This window comes from Bradyrhizobium sp. BEA-2-5 (assembly GCF_032918025.1).
Taxonomy (GTDB): Bacteria; Pseudomonadota; Alphaproteobacteria; order Rhizobiales; family Xanthobacteraceae; genus Bradyrhizobium; species Bradyrhizobium pachyrhizi.
Genome location: NZ_CP136629.1, coordinates 3198737 through 3215361, shown reverse-complemented (window position 1 = coordinate 3215361; position 16625 = coordinate 3198737). Strand labels below are relative to the sequence as shown.

The following is a 16625-nucleotide window of genomic DNA, read 5'->3' as shown; positions in this document are numbered from 1 at the left end:
TTGGGGGGACGGCATCCGGGCCGCTGCCTTGGACGTCAATCTAGAGGGCGGCGCGGCGCCCGACGTTGATTCAGATCAACAAACTGCACAATGGCCTCGCGCAGCATATCCCGGGCCGGCAGCACGATGATGCTCCGCAATCGATCGCGCGTCGGCCCCGCTCACCGCCCTCGGCACCGCCGCCCGCGCTCAACCTTCGAGGCCGAGCTTCCACAGCGGCGGCAGGTCGGCGAAGGGCGGCGTGGTGTGGGCGATGACGATCGCGGCGCACCAACCGCTCGATCGTCTTCCCCGGCTTCTTCGATACGGCACGCGCCCGCTACGACGCGACCACGGGCAGGTGTTCGGCGAGATCGGCTACGGGCTATCGCTCCCATCGCGCACGAGCCGTTCGCCGGCCTCGCCTGGGCCCACCTCAGCACCGACAGTTTTGCCGAGACCGGCGGAATCGGCGCCGCCGCGTTGGTCGGCGCCGGCAGCAACCAGGATGTCGGCTACTCCTCGTTCGGCGCCCGCATCGCCACCAGCGTTGCCCTCACCAACGGCATGCAGCTGACGCCGCGCGCCTCGGTGGCCTGGCAGCACGCCTTCGGCGACGTGATCCCGACGGCGGCGCTCGCGTTCCAGAGCCCGGGAACCGGATTCACCGTGGCTGGCGTGCCGCTGGCGCGGAACGCAGCGCTGATCGAGGGCGGGCTCGGCCTGCGGGTTACGCCGCAGGCCAGCATCGGCATTGCCTATGTCGGCCAGCTCGCCGACCGGGTCCAGGATCACTCGGTAAAGGCCAGTTTTAGCTGGAAATTCTGCCCCGGCGGCGCCACCGGGCTCCCTTCCTTCCACGCCAATCCGGAATGCCGATCTGCCGATTTTGCTGCATTGCACAGTCGTGCATGCTGCTATGCAAACAAACGCGTTGTTTCTGGCATCTGGTATACATAGTTTGGCTGCAGATGATGAGCCGGCCCATTGCTGGCCTCCAATGAAAGGGGACACCAATGTCCAAGACCACTGTACTGACGCTCGCGCCCTCCTCCACCCTGTTCGGCCGCCTGCTGGCCTCGATCGACCGCCTGCTGATGAAGAGCGCGGAGATCTCGAATCGGAACGGCGACCTGCCGCGCTTTGGCCTCTAAGCCAAGGGATTTCCGGCGCTCTCCGCCGGATGCAGCTTTCGTCGCAAGATGCGACCTGACATTGAACCTTCGACCAATGGCCCCGATTTTCGGGGCCATTTCCTTGCGCGCTGAACTAGTCTCCCGGGGTGCCCGGGCTGAGTCCTGTGCGGCATAAGCGCGCGCTGCCCCTGCGACAGCTTGAACCTTGGCATATCGGATACCAAGATGGCTCTCGCGCGCTCATAAGCAACGACAAGGGGCGCACTGGGAGGATCTATGTCGGACATGGTTCAGGCAACTGCGGCCCCTGCGGCCGCGCGTGTCAGCGACACCTATCGCTGGACGCAACTCGCGATCGGCGTCGCCGCGATGGTGATGATCGCCAACTACCAATATGGCTGGACGTTCTTCGTCCCCGACATCCAGAAGACGTTCGGCTGGGATCGCGCCTCGATCCAGTGGGCCTTCACCCTTTTCGTCTTGTTCGAGACCTGGCTGGTGCCGATCGAAGGATGGTTCGTCGACAAATACGGCCCGCGCATCGTCGTGCTGGTCGGCGGCGTGCTCTGCGCCATCGGCTGGGCGATCAACGCGCAGGCCACCTCGCTCAACGGCTACTATCTCGGCATGATCATCGCAGGCATCGGCGCCGGCGGCGTCTACGGCACCTGCGTCGGCAATGCGCTGAAATGGTTTCCGGACAAGCGCGGTCTTGCCGCCGGCATCACCGCGGCGGGCTTCGGTGCAGGCTCTGCGCTGACCGTCGCGCCGATCCAGGCCATGATCAAGGACAGCGGCTTCCAGACCACCTTCCTCTATTTCGGCCTTGGGCAAGGCATCATCATCTGCATCCTCGCCTTCTTCCTGCTCGCGCCGAAAGCGGGCCAGGTGCCGAACGTGGTGGCGAATGCCAATATCATCCAGACCCGCCGCAACTATCAGCCGACCGAGGTGCTGCGCCAGCCGATCTTCTGGCTGATGTACTTCATGTTCGTGATCGTCGGCGCGGGTGGACTGATGGTCACCGCGAACCTGAAGCCGATCGCGGTTGACTGGAAAGTCGACAGCGTGCCGGTGACGCTGATGGCGGTGACGATGACGGCGGTGACCTTCGCGGCCACCATCGACCGCGTGCTCAACGGCCTGACGCGTCCGTTCTTCGGCTGGATCTCCGACATGATCGGCCGCGAGAACACCATGTTCATCGCCTTCGGCATGGAAGGGTTCGGCATCTGGATGCTCTACCTCTGGGGCCACGATCCGGTATGGTTCGTGCTGCTCTCGGGCTTCGTGTTCTTCGCCTGGGGTGAGATCTACTCGCTGTTCCCCTCGACCTGCACCGACACGTTCGGCGCCAAGTTCGCGACCACCAATGCCGGCCTGCTCTACACCGCGAAGGGCACCGCCGCGCTGCTGGTGCCGATCGCCAACTACATGCAGCAATCGTCGGGCACCTGGGACAGCGTGTTCATCATCGCGGCCGGCGCCAACATCCTGGCTTCGCTGCTGGCGATCGCGGTGCTGAAACCCTGGCGCAAGGTCGTGGTCGCGAAATCGGCTACGGCTTAAGCAACCGCCCTCCATCACAACCTGCAAAGCGCCTGGCCAAAAGCCGGGCGCTTTTCATTTTTGCCGGCCGCGAGACGCCGTCGGGACCGGCACGTCGGAGGGCAGATTTGCTGCGTTGCAGCAGAATGAAGGGCTTGCTTTCTGGAATATAGTATACCAACTTCCGCCGAGCGCTTGCGACGATACGCCACAATAATTGCGACACTCGGTCACAAGACCAGCGCGCTCGGGAGGACTTGATGGTTTCCAGCAATACTGCCGTCACACAAGCTCAACCTTCGTCCAGCGGCTTCCGTTGGCTCCAGCTCGGCATGGGCATCGTCTGCATGGCGATGATCGCCAATCTGCAATATGGCTGGACGCTGTTCGTCGATCCGATCGACGCCGCCCATCATTGGGGGCGCGCCGCGATCCAGCTCGCTTTCACCATCTTCGTGGTCACCGAAACCTGGCTGGTGCCGGTCGAAGCCTGGTTCGTCGACAAATACGGCCCGCGCATCGTCGTCATGTTCGGCGGCGCGATGATCGCGCTCGCCTGGGTGTTGAACTCCTATGCCGACTCGCTCGCCTTGCTCTACACCGCCGCGGTATTCGGCGGCCTGGGCGCGGGCGCAGTGTACGGCACCTGCGTCGGCAACGCGCTGAAATGGTTTCCCGACCGTCGCGGTCTCGCGGCAGGTGCGACCGCCGCCGGCTTCGGCGCGGGCGCCGCGCTCACGATCGTGCCGATCGCGAGCATGATCGCCTCGAGCGGTTATCAGACTGCGTTCTTCGATTTCGGCATCGGACAGGGATTGATCGTCTTCGTGCTCGCCTTCTTCATCCAGCCGCCGCGGATCTCGATTCCGCCGAAGAAGAAGCAGCTCAATCTGCCGCAGACCAAGATCGACTTCACCCCGCCACAGGTGCTGCGCACCCCTGTTTTCTGGGTGATGTATCTCGTTTTCGTCATGGTCGCCTCGGGCGGCCTGATGACCGCGGCGCAGATCGGTCCGATCGCGCACGACTACAAGATCGCGAATAGTCCGGTAACACTCGCCGGCTTCCAGATGGCGGCCTTGACGTTCGCGATCTCGCTCGACCGCATCTTCGACGGTTTCGGGCGTCCGTTCTTCGGCTGGATCTCCGACACGATCGGCCGCGAGCCCACCATGTTCATCGCCTTCGGCACCGGCGCGCTGATGCTGCTCACGCTATCCACCTGGGGTCACAACCCGGTGGTCTTCGTGCTCGCGACCGCGGTCTATTTCGGCGTGTTCGGCGAGATCTACTCGCTGTTTCCCGCGACCTGCGGCGACACCTTCGGTGCGAAGTTCGCGACCACCAACAACGGCATGCTCTACACCGCCAAGGGCACCGCAGCGCTCCTGGTGCCTGCCGCAAGCATCGTTGCCGCCAGCTATGGCTGGCAGGCGGTGTTCGTGATCGCGGTCGCGCTCAACGCCACCGCAGCGCTGATGGCGCTGTTCGTGATCAAGCCGATGCGCCGCGCCTTCATCAACGGCAACGAGGCTGCCGCCGCGGAAGAGACCGCGACGAGCGCCAAAACGGCTTGAATCAGGACGGCCTGAACTCTCAATTTTCCTGCTGAACGGACAGAGGCGCATTTCGGTGCGCCTCTTTTCTTTTTGCCAAAGACAGGGATGCCAGATACCACCGCGTCTGGTGCGGCGGATCGCCTGCGCCGCCCACGGTCGCTCACAATCGTCGAAAATGTCAGTAAACCTGCCTATTTAAGCTGTTTCCTGATGGTAGATTCCGTGACAGTCGCGTTGACAATTGGCATTTTGTATACCAGACTCCGGTCAACGATAACCAAGGAGGTTGCCATGCAAGTCGGAGATATCCTGCGCAAGAAGACCCCCCGCGTCGCCACGGTGCGCATGAACGAGACCGTCGCGATTGCCGCGCAGCTGATGCGCGCCAACAACATCAGCGCGCTGGTGGTGAAGGACGTGGTCCGCTCCGAGGGCAACACCGCGGTCGGCATGTTCACCGAGCGCGACGTGGTGCGCGCCGTCGCCGAGCACGGCGCGGCCGGCGCGAGCATGAAGGTGTCGCAATTCGTCTCGGTGCAGCAGCTCGTCTCCTGCACATCGAGCGACACGCTCGAGCACATTCGTCATCTCATGACCAAGCACCACATTCGCCACGTGCCCGTCATCGACAACTACAGCCTGATCGGCGTCGTCAGCATGCGCGACATCGCCGCCGCGTTCGACGAGGAGACCGCCGCGTCGAAGAAAGACGCCGTGCCGGCGTAACAAGCGCCTGCTTTGCCTTGCTCTCAGCCGGGCGCTGCGTGTTCGATCACGAGCGCCTGAACAGATGACGAAAGATTTCTGTCCCGCCCTCGCCTGACCGCCGCGGCCCGTCATTTCCGCATGGGCGCGCCGCAGGTCGCCGGTAGACAATTGCCGGACAGGACTGCATCCTTCCGCCCGACATCCATAACAACACCGTGCGCCGCCGTCCGCGCCACGGAAAATCCTGATGGAAACGAGGGCAGAATGATCAAGACACGTTTCACCGAGATGTTCGGCGTCGACCACCCGATCGTGCAGGGCGGCATGCAGTGGGTCGGCCGCGCCGAGCTCGTCGCCGCCGTCGCCAATGCCGGCGCGCTCGGGTTCATCACCGCGCTGACCCAGCCGACGCCGGAGGACCTGACCAGGGAGATCGCGCGCTGTCGCGACCTCACCGACAAGCCGTTCGGCGTCAATCTCACCATCCTGCCCGCGATCAAGCCGCCGCCCTATGCCGAATACCGCGCCGCCATCATCGAGAGCGGCGTCAAGGTGGTCGAGACCGCCGGCAACAAGCCGCAGGAGCATGTCGACGAGTTCAGGAAGCACGGCGTCAAGGTCGTGCACAAATGCACCAGCGTGCGCCACGCGCTTTCGGCCGAACGGATGGGCGTCGATGCCATCTCGATCGATGGATTCGAATGCGCCGGCCACCCCGGCGAGGACGACACCCCCGGCCTGATCCTGATCCCGGCCGCGGCCAACAAGATCAGGATCCCGATGATCGCCTCGGGCGGCTTTGCCGATGCCCGCGGCCTCGTCGCGGCGCTGGCCCTGGGCGCCGATGGCATCAACATGGGCACGCGCTTCATGGCCACCAAGGAGAGCCCGATCCACCAGCTCATCAAGGAGAAGATCGTCGCCAATGACGAGCGCGAGACCGAGCTGATCTTCCGCACCATGCGCAACACCTCGCGTGTGGCGAAGAACGCGATCTCGAGCAAGGTCGTCGCCATGGAGAAGGAGGGCGCGAAGTTCGAGGACATCCGCGAGCTCGTCGCCGGCGCCCGCGGCAAGATGGTCTATGCCACCGGCGATTCCGACGAAGGCATCTGGTCGGCCGGCCAGGTGCAGGGCCTGATCCAGGACATCCCGAGCTGCGCCGAACTGGTCTCCCGCATCGTGCGCGAGGCGGAAGCGATCATCCGCGAGCGGCTGGAGCGCATGACAGCTGGTGCCAAGCGTCAGGCCGCGGAATAAGCGTTTGGATCGCGCGCGGCTCTATCTCCTCATCCTGAGCAGCTTGCGAAGCAAGCGTCTCGAAGGATGAGGCCACAATCGGGCCTCATGGTTCGAGACGCGAAGGCGCGCTCCTCACCATGAGGATTCAGACCGAAGGGGATGCCCCCATGAAAGCCTATGTCTACGGCCCTAACGGCCCTGAAATCACCGACGTCGCGAAGCCCGTGCCGAAGGGCACCCAGGTGCTGGTCAAGGTTCAAGCCTGCGGGCTGAACCGCGCCGATCTCGGCATGACCAAGGGCCATGTCCACGGGGCGGCCGGCGGCATCGGCACCGTGCTCGGCATGGAATGGGCCGGCGAAGTCGCCGAGCTTGGGCCGAATGCCAAAGGCGTCAAGGTCGGCGACCGCATCATGGGTTCGGGCGGCGCGGCCTTTGCCGAATATACGCTGGCCGATCACGGACGGCTATTCCACGCGCCCTCGAACATGAATTTCGAGGAGGCGGCCACCCTGCCCGTCGCGCTCACGACCATGCACAACGCCGTCGTCACCGTCGGCGGGGTGGAGGCGGGCCAGAGCGTGCTGATCCAGGGCGCGAGCTCCGGGGTCGGCCTGATGGCGATGCAGATCGCCAGGCTCAAGGGCGCAAAGCTCGTGATCGGCTCGTCGACCGATGCGATGCGCCGCGGCCGGCTGAAGGAGTTCGGCGCCGATCTCGCGGTGGACTCGAAGGATCCCGGCTGGGTCGATCAGGTGCTGCAGGCGACCTCAGGCGAAGGCGTCGACCTGATCGTCGACCAAATCTCCGGACCGGTCGCCAACCAGAACCTCGCCGCGACGAAGATCAAGGGCCGCATCGTCAATGTCGGCCGGCTCGGCGGCACCCACGCCGATTTCAATTTCGATCTGCATGCGGCCCGCCGCATCGACTATGTCGGCGTCACCTTCCGCACCCGCACCATCGAGGAGGTCCGCGAGATCTTCGAGGAGGTCCGCAAGGACGTCTGGGGCGCGGTCGAATCGCGCAAGCTGCAGCTACCGATCGACAAAGTCTACAAATTCGCCGATATCGGCAAGGCGTTCGAACACATGGAAGCCAACAAGCACCTCGGCAAGATCGTGGTGACGCTGTAGCAGCAGACTCGGCAAGCGTCATCGTCAATGCGAGCGAACGGCGGATGAGCGAAGCGCAAGTATGCCTCCTCATCCGCGCTTGCCACGTGCTCTGCCCTGGCTCTTTTCGCGTACGGTGTTCAGCCGACCGGTCCGGGAATCCAATAGTCCCCCGCAAGCGGGCTGACCTTGACGCCACTGATGACTCCGAGCTCCAGGCTTGGATCGAAATAGCGCATCGTCCGCTCGTTGAGGTCGATGATGCGGCCAGGCCTTAATGGCCCCACGTCATTTATCTTGACGATGACCTTCTTGCCTACCGCCTCGACGAGGGCATATTTCGGCCTCGCGCCAAATTGGACCCCACCAAACTTCCGGCGCAGACTCGTCTTGATGGCAGCCGCCCAGACCGAGAGATCATAGCGCTCGCCGGAGGCTGTGCTTGGACCGCCCTCCTCCCTGCCGGGCTTGAACGGATTGTACATGGATGCCGCGCCAACGATTGCATCCCCACACGCGGCGTTGACGACGGCACTTGAATGAACCGCAGCGTTCTCACTTCGCGCAGCGGTGCCAGAAATGGCGAGCGCAACCAGGGCGCCGCAGATTGCGGCGCTCGAGCCGAACAGCATCATAACTCCTTGATTGATTTTCTTCGATCGTCCGGTTCCCGATGCCCGCGCAAAACATCGTCGAGCGAACGCGATGGCGTTAACTCGTGCCAATTCTTTGCGGATTCGTGCCAGTTCCGGCGGCGGAACCATTATGAGAACCGGGGTGGTTCTCACACCGTGTCTTCAGTTTCTCACCCGACTAAAACAGAGATTGCGTCAGCAAAATGACTGAATGGAGCTGTCTTCGACAGCGCGTGAAGAGTGTCGGCGTTATCTTCCGCGCCCGCTCGATCGAGCAGATCCGCGCGATCTTCGGCGAAGGTGCGCATAGCAAAGCGGCGCGAAGCAAGTGCTCCGCGCCGCTTGACCGTATGATTATCGTATGATTATCGCGACGTTCCCCCTCGCCCCGTCGTGGCGGATTGAGCCGTCTGGTTCGGCGTCACGATATTGAACCAGAAGTCGAACGTGTCGAGATACGACACGAGATCGCGCAGCTTGGTCTGATCTCCGCTCACCTTCACCGCGCCGGACGAAACGGCATCATCAAACCTGGTCTGCTGCAGGATGATGCTGTTCAGCGTATCGCGCGACAACGCGACCGTCGCATCGGCATTGTTGGACTTCATGTTCGCCGTGTGGTTCAGCACTCCGTTCTTCAGCTCGACGAAGTAGTTGCCGTCCTTGCCGAACTCGAAGTTGAGCTTCGCATGCGCGTTGCCGGCCTTCTCCGCGTTGAGGCGAACTCCGAGATAGTCGAAGAACAAGTCCGCGGACATCGCGCGCACCGTATCGGGGCTCGCGGTGTTCGGCGTCGGCAGCTTCGCGACACCGTTGCGCAGTTCCTGGGCGCCGGTCAGGTAAAAGTTGCGCCACGGCCCGGACTCGGCCTGATAGCCGAGTTGCTCGAGCGCGTCGGCTTCGAGATTCTTGGCGGCCTGATTGTCGGGATCGGCGAACACGACGTGGTGGACGGCTTGAGCCACCCAGCGATATTCGCCCTTGTCGTAGGAAGCCTTGGCCTTCTTCAGAACCTCGTCGCTGCCGCCCATGAACTCGACGTACTTCTTGCTCGCCTCGACCGGCGGCAGTTCGTGCAGTGTGGCCGGGTTGCCGTCGAACCAGCCAAGATAAAGAACATAGGTGGCGGCCACGTCATGATAGATCGAGCCGTAATAACCGCGGTTTGCCCAGACATTGGCGAGACTGTCAGGCATTTTGAATCCGTCGGCGATCTCACGCATCGTCATGCCGTGGTTGACCATGCGCAAGGTCTGGTCGTTGATGAAGCGGTAAAGGTCGCGCTGGCTCTCCAGAAGTGAAACCACCTTGTCATTGCCCCATGTCGGCCAGTGATGCTGCGCAAACACCACATCGACCTTGTCGCCCCACATCACCAGCGCCTGGTTGAGGTATTTCGACCAGGGAAGCGGCTCGCGAATTTTGGCGCCGCGAAGCGAATAGGTATTGTGCAGCGTGTGGGTCGCGTCCTCGGCGGATTCCATCGCCTTCTTTTCCTCGATGAACCACATCATCTCCGAAGGCGCTTCCGAACCGGGCGCCATGAGGAACTCGTACGTCAAGCCGTCGATCTTCTCTTTCTGTCCGGTTTCCTTGATGATGTTGGTCGGCGCGATGAGCGTCACCGTGCCTGCCGAGGTCGTGGTGCCGAGACCCGCGCCGACCTGACCTTTCGGATCCGCCTTGAGCAGGTTGCCGTACATGTAGCTGGCGCGCCGGCTCATCGCGGTGCCGGCCATGACGTTCTCGGCGACCGCGGCCTCCAGGAATCCATCCGGCGCATAGATCTTGACCTTGCCGGACTGGACGTCGTCCTCGCTGGTGACGCCCCGCACACCACCATAGTGGTCGACGTGGCTGTGGGTGTAGATCACGGCCTTGACGGGTTTGTTTCCGCGCTTCGAGCGGTACAGGTCGAGCGCCACCTTTGCCGTCTCTGCCGACACGAGGGGATCGACGATTGTAATGCCCTCGCTGCCCTCGATGATCGTCATGTTCGACAGGTCCTGATTGCGAACCTGATAGATGCCCTCGGTCACCTCGAACAAGCCGGAGATGTTGATCAGCCGGGATTGTCGCCACAGGCTTGGGTTGACCGTATCGGGGGCGGTCGCGTCGCTGATGAAGCCGTATTGCTGCGGGTTCCAGATGGCGTTACCCGCGCTTCCCTTGATTGCCTCGGAAGGCAGCGCGGCCATGAAGCCTTTGTTCGCCGCGTCGAAATCAGAGGTGTCGCTAAACGGCAGCTGTTTCAGCAAGACCGAATTGGCCTGCTTGGTCGCATCGGCCGCGCCCTTGCGCAAATCTTGAGTCTGTGCCGCGGCCGTACCGATCAACCCCGCGCTGACAACCCCGAGGATTGACGCCTTCGCGAAAACGCTCCTCATGTGGCCTCTCCCTTTACATTGGATATTGGTCCACTCCCTGAGCACCGAGAGCATCGTCGCCAAACATCTCCCGGGGGAATCGTTCCTCCCGTAGTTGCTGCGTCGAAACCTGTCCGGCAGCATCTGTCCGCATGGCTGTGCGCTCTCTGGCACAAATTGCATACCAACACGGCAGGCCGAGCCGCCAGAAAACCTCTGGCGAATTCACGCGCATGAGCAGGCGTGCGCCACGACCGGCGGGTTTGACGGTGAGGCGCGGCGCACCGGTCATGTCGCAAGAGCGCTGTTTTGCCGCACAGTGATCGCGTCCTGGCGATGGCGAACTGTTCGCATTTTACGCGAATGGAAGACCGCCCGAAGGCGGTTCCCTGTTGTGGAAGCGGAGCCATCGGCTACGGCCGAATTCGGTCCCTGCGAGCGCTACGACTGGTCCGACTTCGCACCCGGTCTGACCTGTGTGATGGCGACGCCGGAGATCGCTAGCAGTCCGCCGACAACCAGTTTCGGGGTCACGCTGTCGCCAAGGAACAGCACGCTCGAGATCAAGGCGAACACCGGAAGCAGCAGACCGAAGGGCGCGACGCGAACCATCGAGCAACGGGCGATCAGCCAAAACCAGAGGCCAAACCCAATGATTCCGCCGATGAAGACCGTGTAGGCGAGCGCCAGCCAGCCCCGTTCGCCTGCCGTCACGAGGCTCGCCGCCTGTCCATATTCGAGCAGCAACGACATCAACATGACCTGCGGCACCGTGAGCAGCGACGACCATCCCATCAGCATCAAGGGATCAAAGGGGCCATAGCGTTTCGTCAACACGTTGGATACCGCGAAGGCGAAAGCTGCTCCAACCACAAGCAGCAGCGGAAGCACGTTTGCCGACAGCTCTGGCCCGGCTGCCAGCACGGTCACGCCGACGAATGCAAGCACCACTCCGGCACAGGTGGCGAGTGACGGCCTCTCCGCGAGCAGCGGCCAGGCCAGCAGGACGGTGAAGGGCGTGGCGAGTTGGTACGCGACCGCCGACATGCTTCCCGAGCCGAGCCCAAGGCCCACATAGAAGAGCCCGAAATTCAGTCCACCAAGGAAAAGCGAAACGGCCGCGACAGGGCCGAGCTGTCGGCGTGTCGGCCTTCCGACGAACGGAATAAGGAGCAGCGTAATGGCCAGAAAGCGCAGTGCGAGGAAGAAGAGGGGCGGAAACTCCGCAACGCCCACTTTGATGGCCACGAACTGATAACCCCAGATCAGGGGAACGGCGACCGCGCAGACGATCTGGATGGCAGACATGGCATCTTTCCTTTCAAGACCGATCGGTCCATATATCGGCACGCTGATCCCGCGGACGTACAGTGGACATCAAGGGTCATTCGAACAGTTGCTTATTTGATGAAGCGAGCGAGGAGCGCGTCAGCGGTGGCTTGCGACGTGGTACGTGCCGGAGCCGTCTTGGCGACCACGCGCAGCCCCCAAAGGAAACAGATCAGAATTCGGGCGGCACTCGAAGGCTCGACGCCATCGGCCAATCTGCCCACGGTCTCCGCACGGGAAAATGCGTCCGCCACCCTTGCCTCCATGGTTTTGAAGAAGCTCGCGAAGCGACGACCAACCTCGGCATCCGCGCCAGCCAGCTCCATCGCCGTCGCCACCAACAGGCAGCCGCGCCGGCCATTGGCACCGCACGCGCGTTCGACGTAGCCGGCAAGGTAGGCCCGCAGGCCGTCGACCGGGTCGTTTCGGGGATCGAATTCGACATCCATCCGCGCCAAGGCATCCGCGATGTAGCGATCAAGCGCGCGCAAGAAGAGCGAATGCTTGTCACCGAAAGCGGCGTAGAGGCTGCCCCGCGACAGCCTGGTCGCACGAAGGAGATCGGGCAGCGCCGTGGCGTGATAGCCGCGCGACCAGAACACATCCATCGCGCGTTCGACAGCGGCTTCCATGTCGAAACTTCGCGGCCGGCCACGGGGCGACTGAACGGGGATTTGGCGGCTCATTGCCGATATATAGACCAATTGGTCCATATATTGCAAGTGCCGGCTTCGGATTACAACCCGGCGGTCCGTAGGATGGGTAGAGCGAAGCGAAACCCATCAATTGCCCGCACGGCGAGATGATGGGTTTCACTGCGCTCTAGCGAAACACGCCGCGAGAACGCGGATGTTTAGTTGACACGTCGCGCAACACATCCAGGTCGTCCTGGCGGAAGCCAGGACCCATTACCCCGAATGCGAGTCATGACGCGACGCGGTTGCCACAGCTCACTTCAACCACACAACCCTGTGGTTATGGATCCTGGCTTCCGCCGGGACGACCGCGTGATTTTGGCGCAAGGATGCAATTGCAACTGAGTGGCGATTGCGCGTGGCGAACGACACTTGATGTTCACCGTTGGCCTGCTAAACCGCCGCTCATGAGTTCTTCGAACACCAGCGCACCCTCCACCAAAACCTCGGTCGCCGCGATCTCGATCTTCGCCAGTGGCGGCATGGCGGCGGCGAAGTTCGCGGTCGGGATCGCGATCGGCTCGCTGGCGCTGATCTCCGAGGCCCTGCATTCCTCGATCGACCTGGTCGCGACCATCATCACCTGGGCAGTGGTGCGGGTGTCCGACAAGCCCGCAGACGACGAGCACCACTACGGCCACGGCAAGCTGGAAAGCGTCTCCGCGCTTGGCATCATCGCTTTGCTCTATGTGCTGGCCGGCGGCATCCTGGTGCAGGCCTATAGCCATCTGCGCGAAGGAACGCCGCCGCCGTCGATCTCGGCCATTCCCTTTGTCGTGCTGGTGCTCGACATCGCCGTCAATCTCTGGCGCGCCCGCGCCCTGCACCGCGCCGCGCGGGAGACCAGGAGCCAGGCGCTGGCGGCGGATGCGCTGCATTTCGCCTCCGACGTGATGGGCTCGTTCGCCGTGATCGTGGGCCTGATCCTCGCCGGTCTCGGCTTCTGGTGGGGCGACGCGGCGGCGGCTGCGGCGGTTGCCGTGATGATCGCCCTGCTCGGGCTGCGCATGGCGCGGGAGACGGTCGAGACCCTGCTCGATCGCGCGCCCGAAGGCGCGCAGGAGAAGGCCACCGCCGCGATCCGCGGCGTACCGGGCGTGATCGACGTCGACCGGCTGCGCGTGCGCATGGTCGGAGCGACCACGTTCATCGACATCATCGCAAAGGTGCCGCGAACCTATCCGATCGACCGCGTCGAGGAGATCAAGCGCAGCGCGCAAATCGCCGTGGACAAGGCGTTCGGCGACGCCGACCTCACCTTCACCGCCGTCCCCGTCGCACGCAACAACGAGACCGTGCGCGACCGCATCATGGTGATCGCGCACAATTCGGGCCTCGCCGTTCACCATGTCACGGTGCACGATCTCGGCGCCAAGCTGACCGTCAGCATCGACCTCGAGGTCGACGCCGACATGCAGCTCGAGGCGGCGCACGGCATCGCCCACGAGCTCGAGCGCGCGATCCGCGAGGATTTCGGCGAGGACGTCGAGGTCGACACCCATATCGAGCCGCTCGAGCCGGAACTGCCGTGGGGAACCGACGCCGCGCCCGACCGCGTGGAAGCCATCAAGGCGGCGCTGACCGGCTTTGCCGATGGCGGTGAGATCCACGACATCCATAATGTGCGTGTCCGCAACACCGACGCCGGCGAGATCGTCAATTTCCACTGCCGCGCGGCACCGTCGATGAGCGTGATCAAGGTGCACGAAAGCGTCGACGAGATCGAACGCAAACTGCGTCGTGCGTTCCCCACCGTGAAGCGTGTGATCAGTCACGCAGAGCCGACGCGCGCGTAATTCTACGGAGCCGTTCCTGTTTCGGACTCACTTTGCGTCGCATGATTCTCTCCGGGACAAGAATTTTTTCGCATTAACGAATCGTTGACTCTCGACAGTCCCGGAAATCTGGATTCAAATGATCATGATTCGGATGCATCGTGGGGAGCATCCGAACCGGGTAAAAAATCAGCTTAGAGCGGGGGTCTCAGGCATGGCGCGCGCGCATGCAGCGAACGCATGCGTCCAATCCGATTCGATCAAGGGATTGGCGCAATCGATCGCGAAACCTGCCTATCATCGGCTCCTGATCGCGGAGCCGGCGCTGCGCCGCGCCGTGCCGACACTCATCATCGCATTCCTGATCACGATCTGCCTCGGCGCTTTCGTGCAGGTGGTCGACCAGACGCGGCAGAAGCGCGGCGCGACGAAGCGCGACCTTGCCGCGCTGTCCGACATCCTTGCCGAACGTCTCGATCGCCTGACCTCGGTGCGGCGCGACCGGCTCGCCAACATCGAGCGGATGCAGGAACTGCTGCCGGACCTGATCCCGTCCTGGGGCATCGCCTATGGCCGCCACGTCATCATCACCAGCGCCGATCACCGCGTGCTGGCGCGCGTGCCGGTCGATGGCGCCGGCGAGAACGACCGCATCCTCGACATCGTCTCCACCGCGCAGCTGCTGGTCGCGCCCGGCCAGCAGGGCACGGTCAGCGACATGACGCTGCCCGGCGGCACGGGCGCGCTGGCGATCTCGCAGCTCGTCAAGTCGCTGCCCGGTCAGGTCGTCGTCATCCAGGAGCGCAACGAGCCGATCTGGGGCTCGGACGCCGCGCTCTCGGTCACGCTGTCGGCGACCACCGGCTTCGTCGTCCTGATCCTCGGCTTCGCCTTCCACTGGCAGTCGACCCGCGCCCGCGAGGGCGACATCATCAACGACGCCGTGCGCGGCCGCATCGACACCGCGCTCAACCGCGGCCGCTGCGGGCTGTGGGACTGGGATCTGTCGCGCGGCCGGATCTTCTGGTCGCAGTCGATGTTCTCGATGCTCGGCCTCGACGGCCGCCACGAGCTCCTCACCTTCGGCGAGGTCAACGCGCTGGTGAAGTCCGACGACATCGACCTGTTCGCGATCGCCGACCAGCTCATCTCCGACGAGATCGACCACATCGACCAGACCTTCCGCATGCAGCATGTCGACGGCCACTGGATCTGGCTCCGCGTGCGCTGCGAGCTCAGCCACGCCGCGGCCGACGGCGGCCTGCACCTGATCGGGATCGCCGTCGACATCACCGAACAGAAGAGCCTCGCGGAAAGGACCGTGGAAGCCGACCTCCGCCTGCGCGACGCGATCGAGACCATTCCGGAGGCCTTCGTGCTGTGGGATGCGAGCGATCGCCTCGTGCTCTGCAACTCGCACTTCCAGCGTCTGCACAGGCTGCCCGATACGGCCGTCATTCCCGGCACCTCCTACGAGACCGTGCTCGAGGTCGGCCGCATGCCGGAGGTGCGCACCCGCCACAACGAGACCGCCGCCCAAGGCCCGGGCGCGCGCACCTTCGAGGCGCAGCTCGACGACGGCAGCTGGCTGCACATCAGCGAACGCCGCACCAAGGACGGCGGCTACGTCTCGGTCGGCACCGACATCACCCGCATCAAGGAACACGAGCAGAAGCTGGTCGACAACGACCTGCGCCTGCGCGCCACCGTCATCGACCTGAAGCGCTCGCAGGCCGCGCTGGAGCGCCAGGCGATCGAGCTCGCCGACCTCGCCGAGAAGTACCAGCGCGAGAAGACCCGCGCCGAGGAAGCCAACCAGACCAAGTCGAAATTCCTGGCCAATATGAGCCACGAGCTGCGCACCCCGCTCAATGCCATCATCGGCTTCTCCGAGATCATGGGCAGCGGCCTGTTCGGCACGCTCGGCTCGGACAAATATGCGGAATACTGCCACGACATTCTAACGTCGGGGAAATACCTGCTCGAGGTCATCAACGACATTCTCGACATGTCGAAGATCGAGGCCGGCCGCATGAAGTTCGACATGGAGCCGCTCGATCTCTCCGGCATCCTCGCGGAGTCGCTGCGCGTGGTCTCCGGCCGCGCCGAGCACAAGGGATTGTCGCTGGAGTCGGATATCGAAAGCACCATCTCCGTCGTCGCCGACCGCCGCGCGACCAAGCAGATCATCGTCAACCTGCTCTCCAACGCCGTGAAGTTCACGCCCGAGCACGGTCGTGTGCTGGTGCGCGGTCAGATGCTGGATGACTCGATCGTGCTGATGATCGCCGATACCGGCATCGGGATCGCGCCGCATTCGCTGGCGCGGCTCGGCCGCCCGTTCGAGCAGGTCGAGAGCCAGCTCACCAAGACCTATCACGGCTCGGGCCTTGGCCTGGCGATCGCCCGCTCGCTGGCGCAGCTCCACGGCGGCTCGATGCGGCTGCGCTCCAAGCTCGAGGTCGGCACCGTCGTGCGCGTGACCCTGCCGCGCGATCCGCGGCCCCTGCAGACGAAGCTGCCGGAAGCGGCCTGACG

13 protein-coding genes are annotated in these 16625 nt (G+C 63.6%); 9 read left to right on the top strand and 4 right to left on the bottom strand.

Annotated elements, in window-relative coordinates:
- Positions 1-90: 90 nt before the first annotated feature.
- The 7 genes from RX327_RS14810 to RX327_RS14780 all read left to right on the top strand — a co-directional run bounded on the left by RX327_RS14810 (position 91) and on the right by RX327_RS14780 (position 7308).
- Positions 91-939, top strand: coding sequence for an autotransporter domain-containing protein (locus RX327_RS14810; RefSeq protein WP_317250691.1), 849 nt, complete (start codon positions 91-93; stop codon positions 937-939).
- Positions 940-995: 56 nt separating this feature from the next.
- Positions 996-1133, top strand: coding sequence for a hypothetical protein (locus RX327_RS14805; protein ID WP_167350443.1), 138 nt, complete (start codon positions 996-998; stop codon positions 1131-1133).
- Between the two features lie 258 nt (positions 1134-1391).
- Positions 1392-2684, top strand: a complete 1293-nt coding sequence (oxlT, locus tag RX327_RS14800; protein WP_317250689.1) for an oxalate/formate MFS antiporter — start codon at positions 1392-1394, stop codon at positions 2682-2684.
- A gap of 239 nt (positions 2685-2923) precedes the next feature.
- The gene (gene oxlT, locus RX327_RS14795; protein WP_317250688.1) at positions 2924-4240 is read left to right on the top strand and encodes an oxalate/formate MFS antiporter; all 1317 of its coding nucleotides are present in this window, start codon (positions 2924-2926) and stop codon (positions 4238-4240) included.
- A 273-nt stretch (positions 4241-4513) separates the two neighbouring features.
- On the top strand, positions 4514-4948 hold the full coding sequence (locus RX327_RS14790; RefSeq protein WP_317250687.1) for a CBS domain-containing protein: 435 nt from the start codon (positions 4514-4516) through the stop codon (positions 4946-4948).
- Positions 4949-5194: 246 nt separating this feature from the next.
- Complete coding sequence (locus RX327_RS14785; protein ID WP_317250686.1) at positions 5195-6190, top strand: nitronate monooxygenase family protein; 996 nt, start codon at positions 5195-5197, stop codon at positions 6188-6190.
- Between the two features lie 149 nt (positions 6191-6339).
- Entirely contained in the window at positions 6340-7308 is a 969-nt protein-coding gene (locus tag RX327_RS14780) for a zinc-binding dehydrogenase (RefSeq protein ID WP_317250685.1), read from the top strand.
- A 119-nt stretch (positions 7309-7427) separates the two neighbouring features.
- On the opposite strand, the gene RX327_RS14775 is transcribed toward RX327_RS14780, so the two are convergent.
- The 4 genes from RX327_RS14775 to RX327_RS14760 all read right to left on the bottom strand — a co-directional run bounded on the left by RX327_RS14775 (position 7428) and on the right by RX327_RS14760 (position 12249).
- Positions 7428-8051, bottom strand: coding sequence for a septal ring lytic transglycosylase RlpA family protein (locus RX327_RS14775; RefSeq protein WP_244482544.1), 624 nt, complete (start codon positions 8049-8051; stop codon positions 7428-7430).
- Positions 8052-8287: 236 nt separating this feature from the next.
- Complete coding sequence (locus RX327_RS14770) at positions 8288-10309, bottom strand: alkyl/aryl-sulfatase (RefSeq protein WP_050387026.1); 2022 nt, start codon at positions 10307-10309, stop codon at positions 8288-8290.
- Positions 10310-10729: 420 nt separating this feature from the next.
- Positions 10730-11596 carry a DMT family transporter gene (locus RX327_RS14765; protein WP_317250683.1) on the bottom strand — a complete coding sequence of 289 codons (867 nt, stop codon included), beginning with the start codon at positions 11594-11596 and terminating at the stop codon, positions 10730-10732.
- A 92-nt stretch (positions 11597-11688) separates the two neighbouring features.
- A complete protein-coding gene (locus RX327_RS14760) occupies positions 11689-12249 on the bottom strand; it encodes a TetR/AcrR family transcriptional regulator (RefSeq protein WP_317250682.1) in 561 nt (186 codons plus the stop codon).
- A gap of 470 nt (positions 12250-12719) precedes the next feature.
- Between RX327_RS14760 and RX327_RS14755 the strand changes: the two genes are divergently transcribed.
- Positions 12720-14108, top strand: coding sequence for a cation-efflux pump (locus RX327_RS14755; protein ID WP_317250681.1), 1389 nt, complete (start codon positions 12720-12722; stop codon positions 14106-14108).
- A 193-nt stretch (positions 14109-14301) separates the two neighbouring features.
- Positions 14302-16623: a PAS domain-containing sensor histidine kinase gene (locus RX327_RS14750; protein ID WP_317250680.1), complete on the top strand. Its 2322-nt coding sequence runs from the start codon at positions 14302-14304 to the stop codon at positions 16621-16623.
- Positions 16624-16625 lie beyond the last annotated feature (2 nt).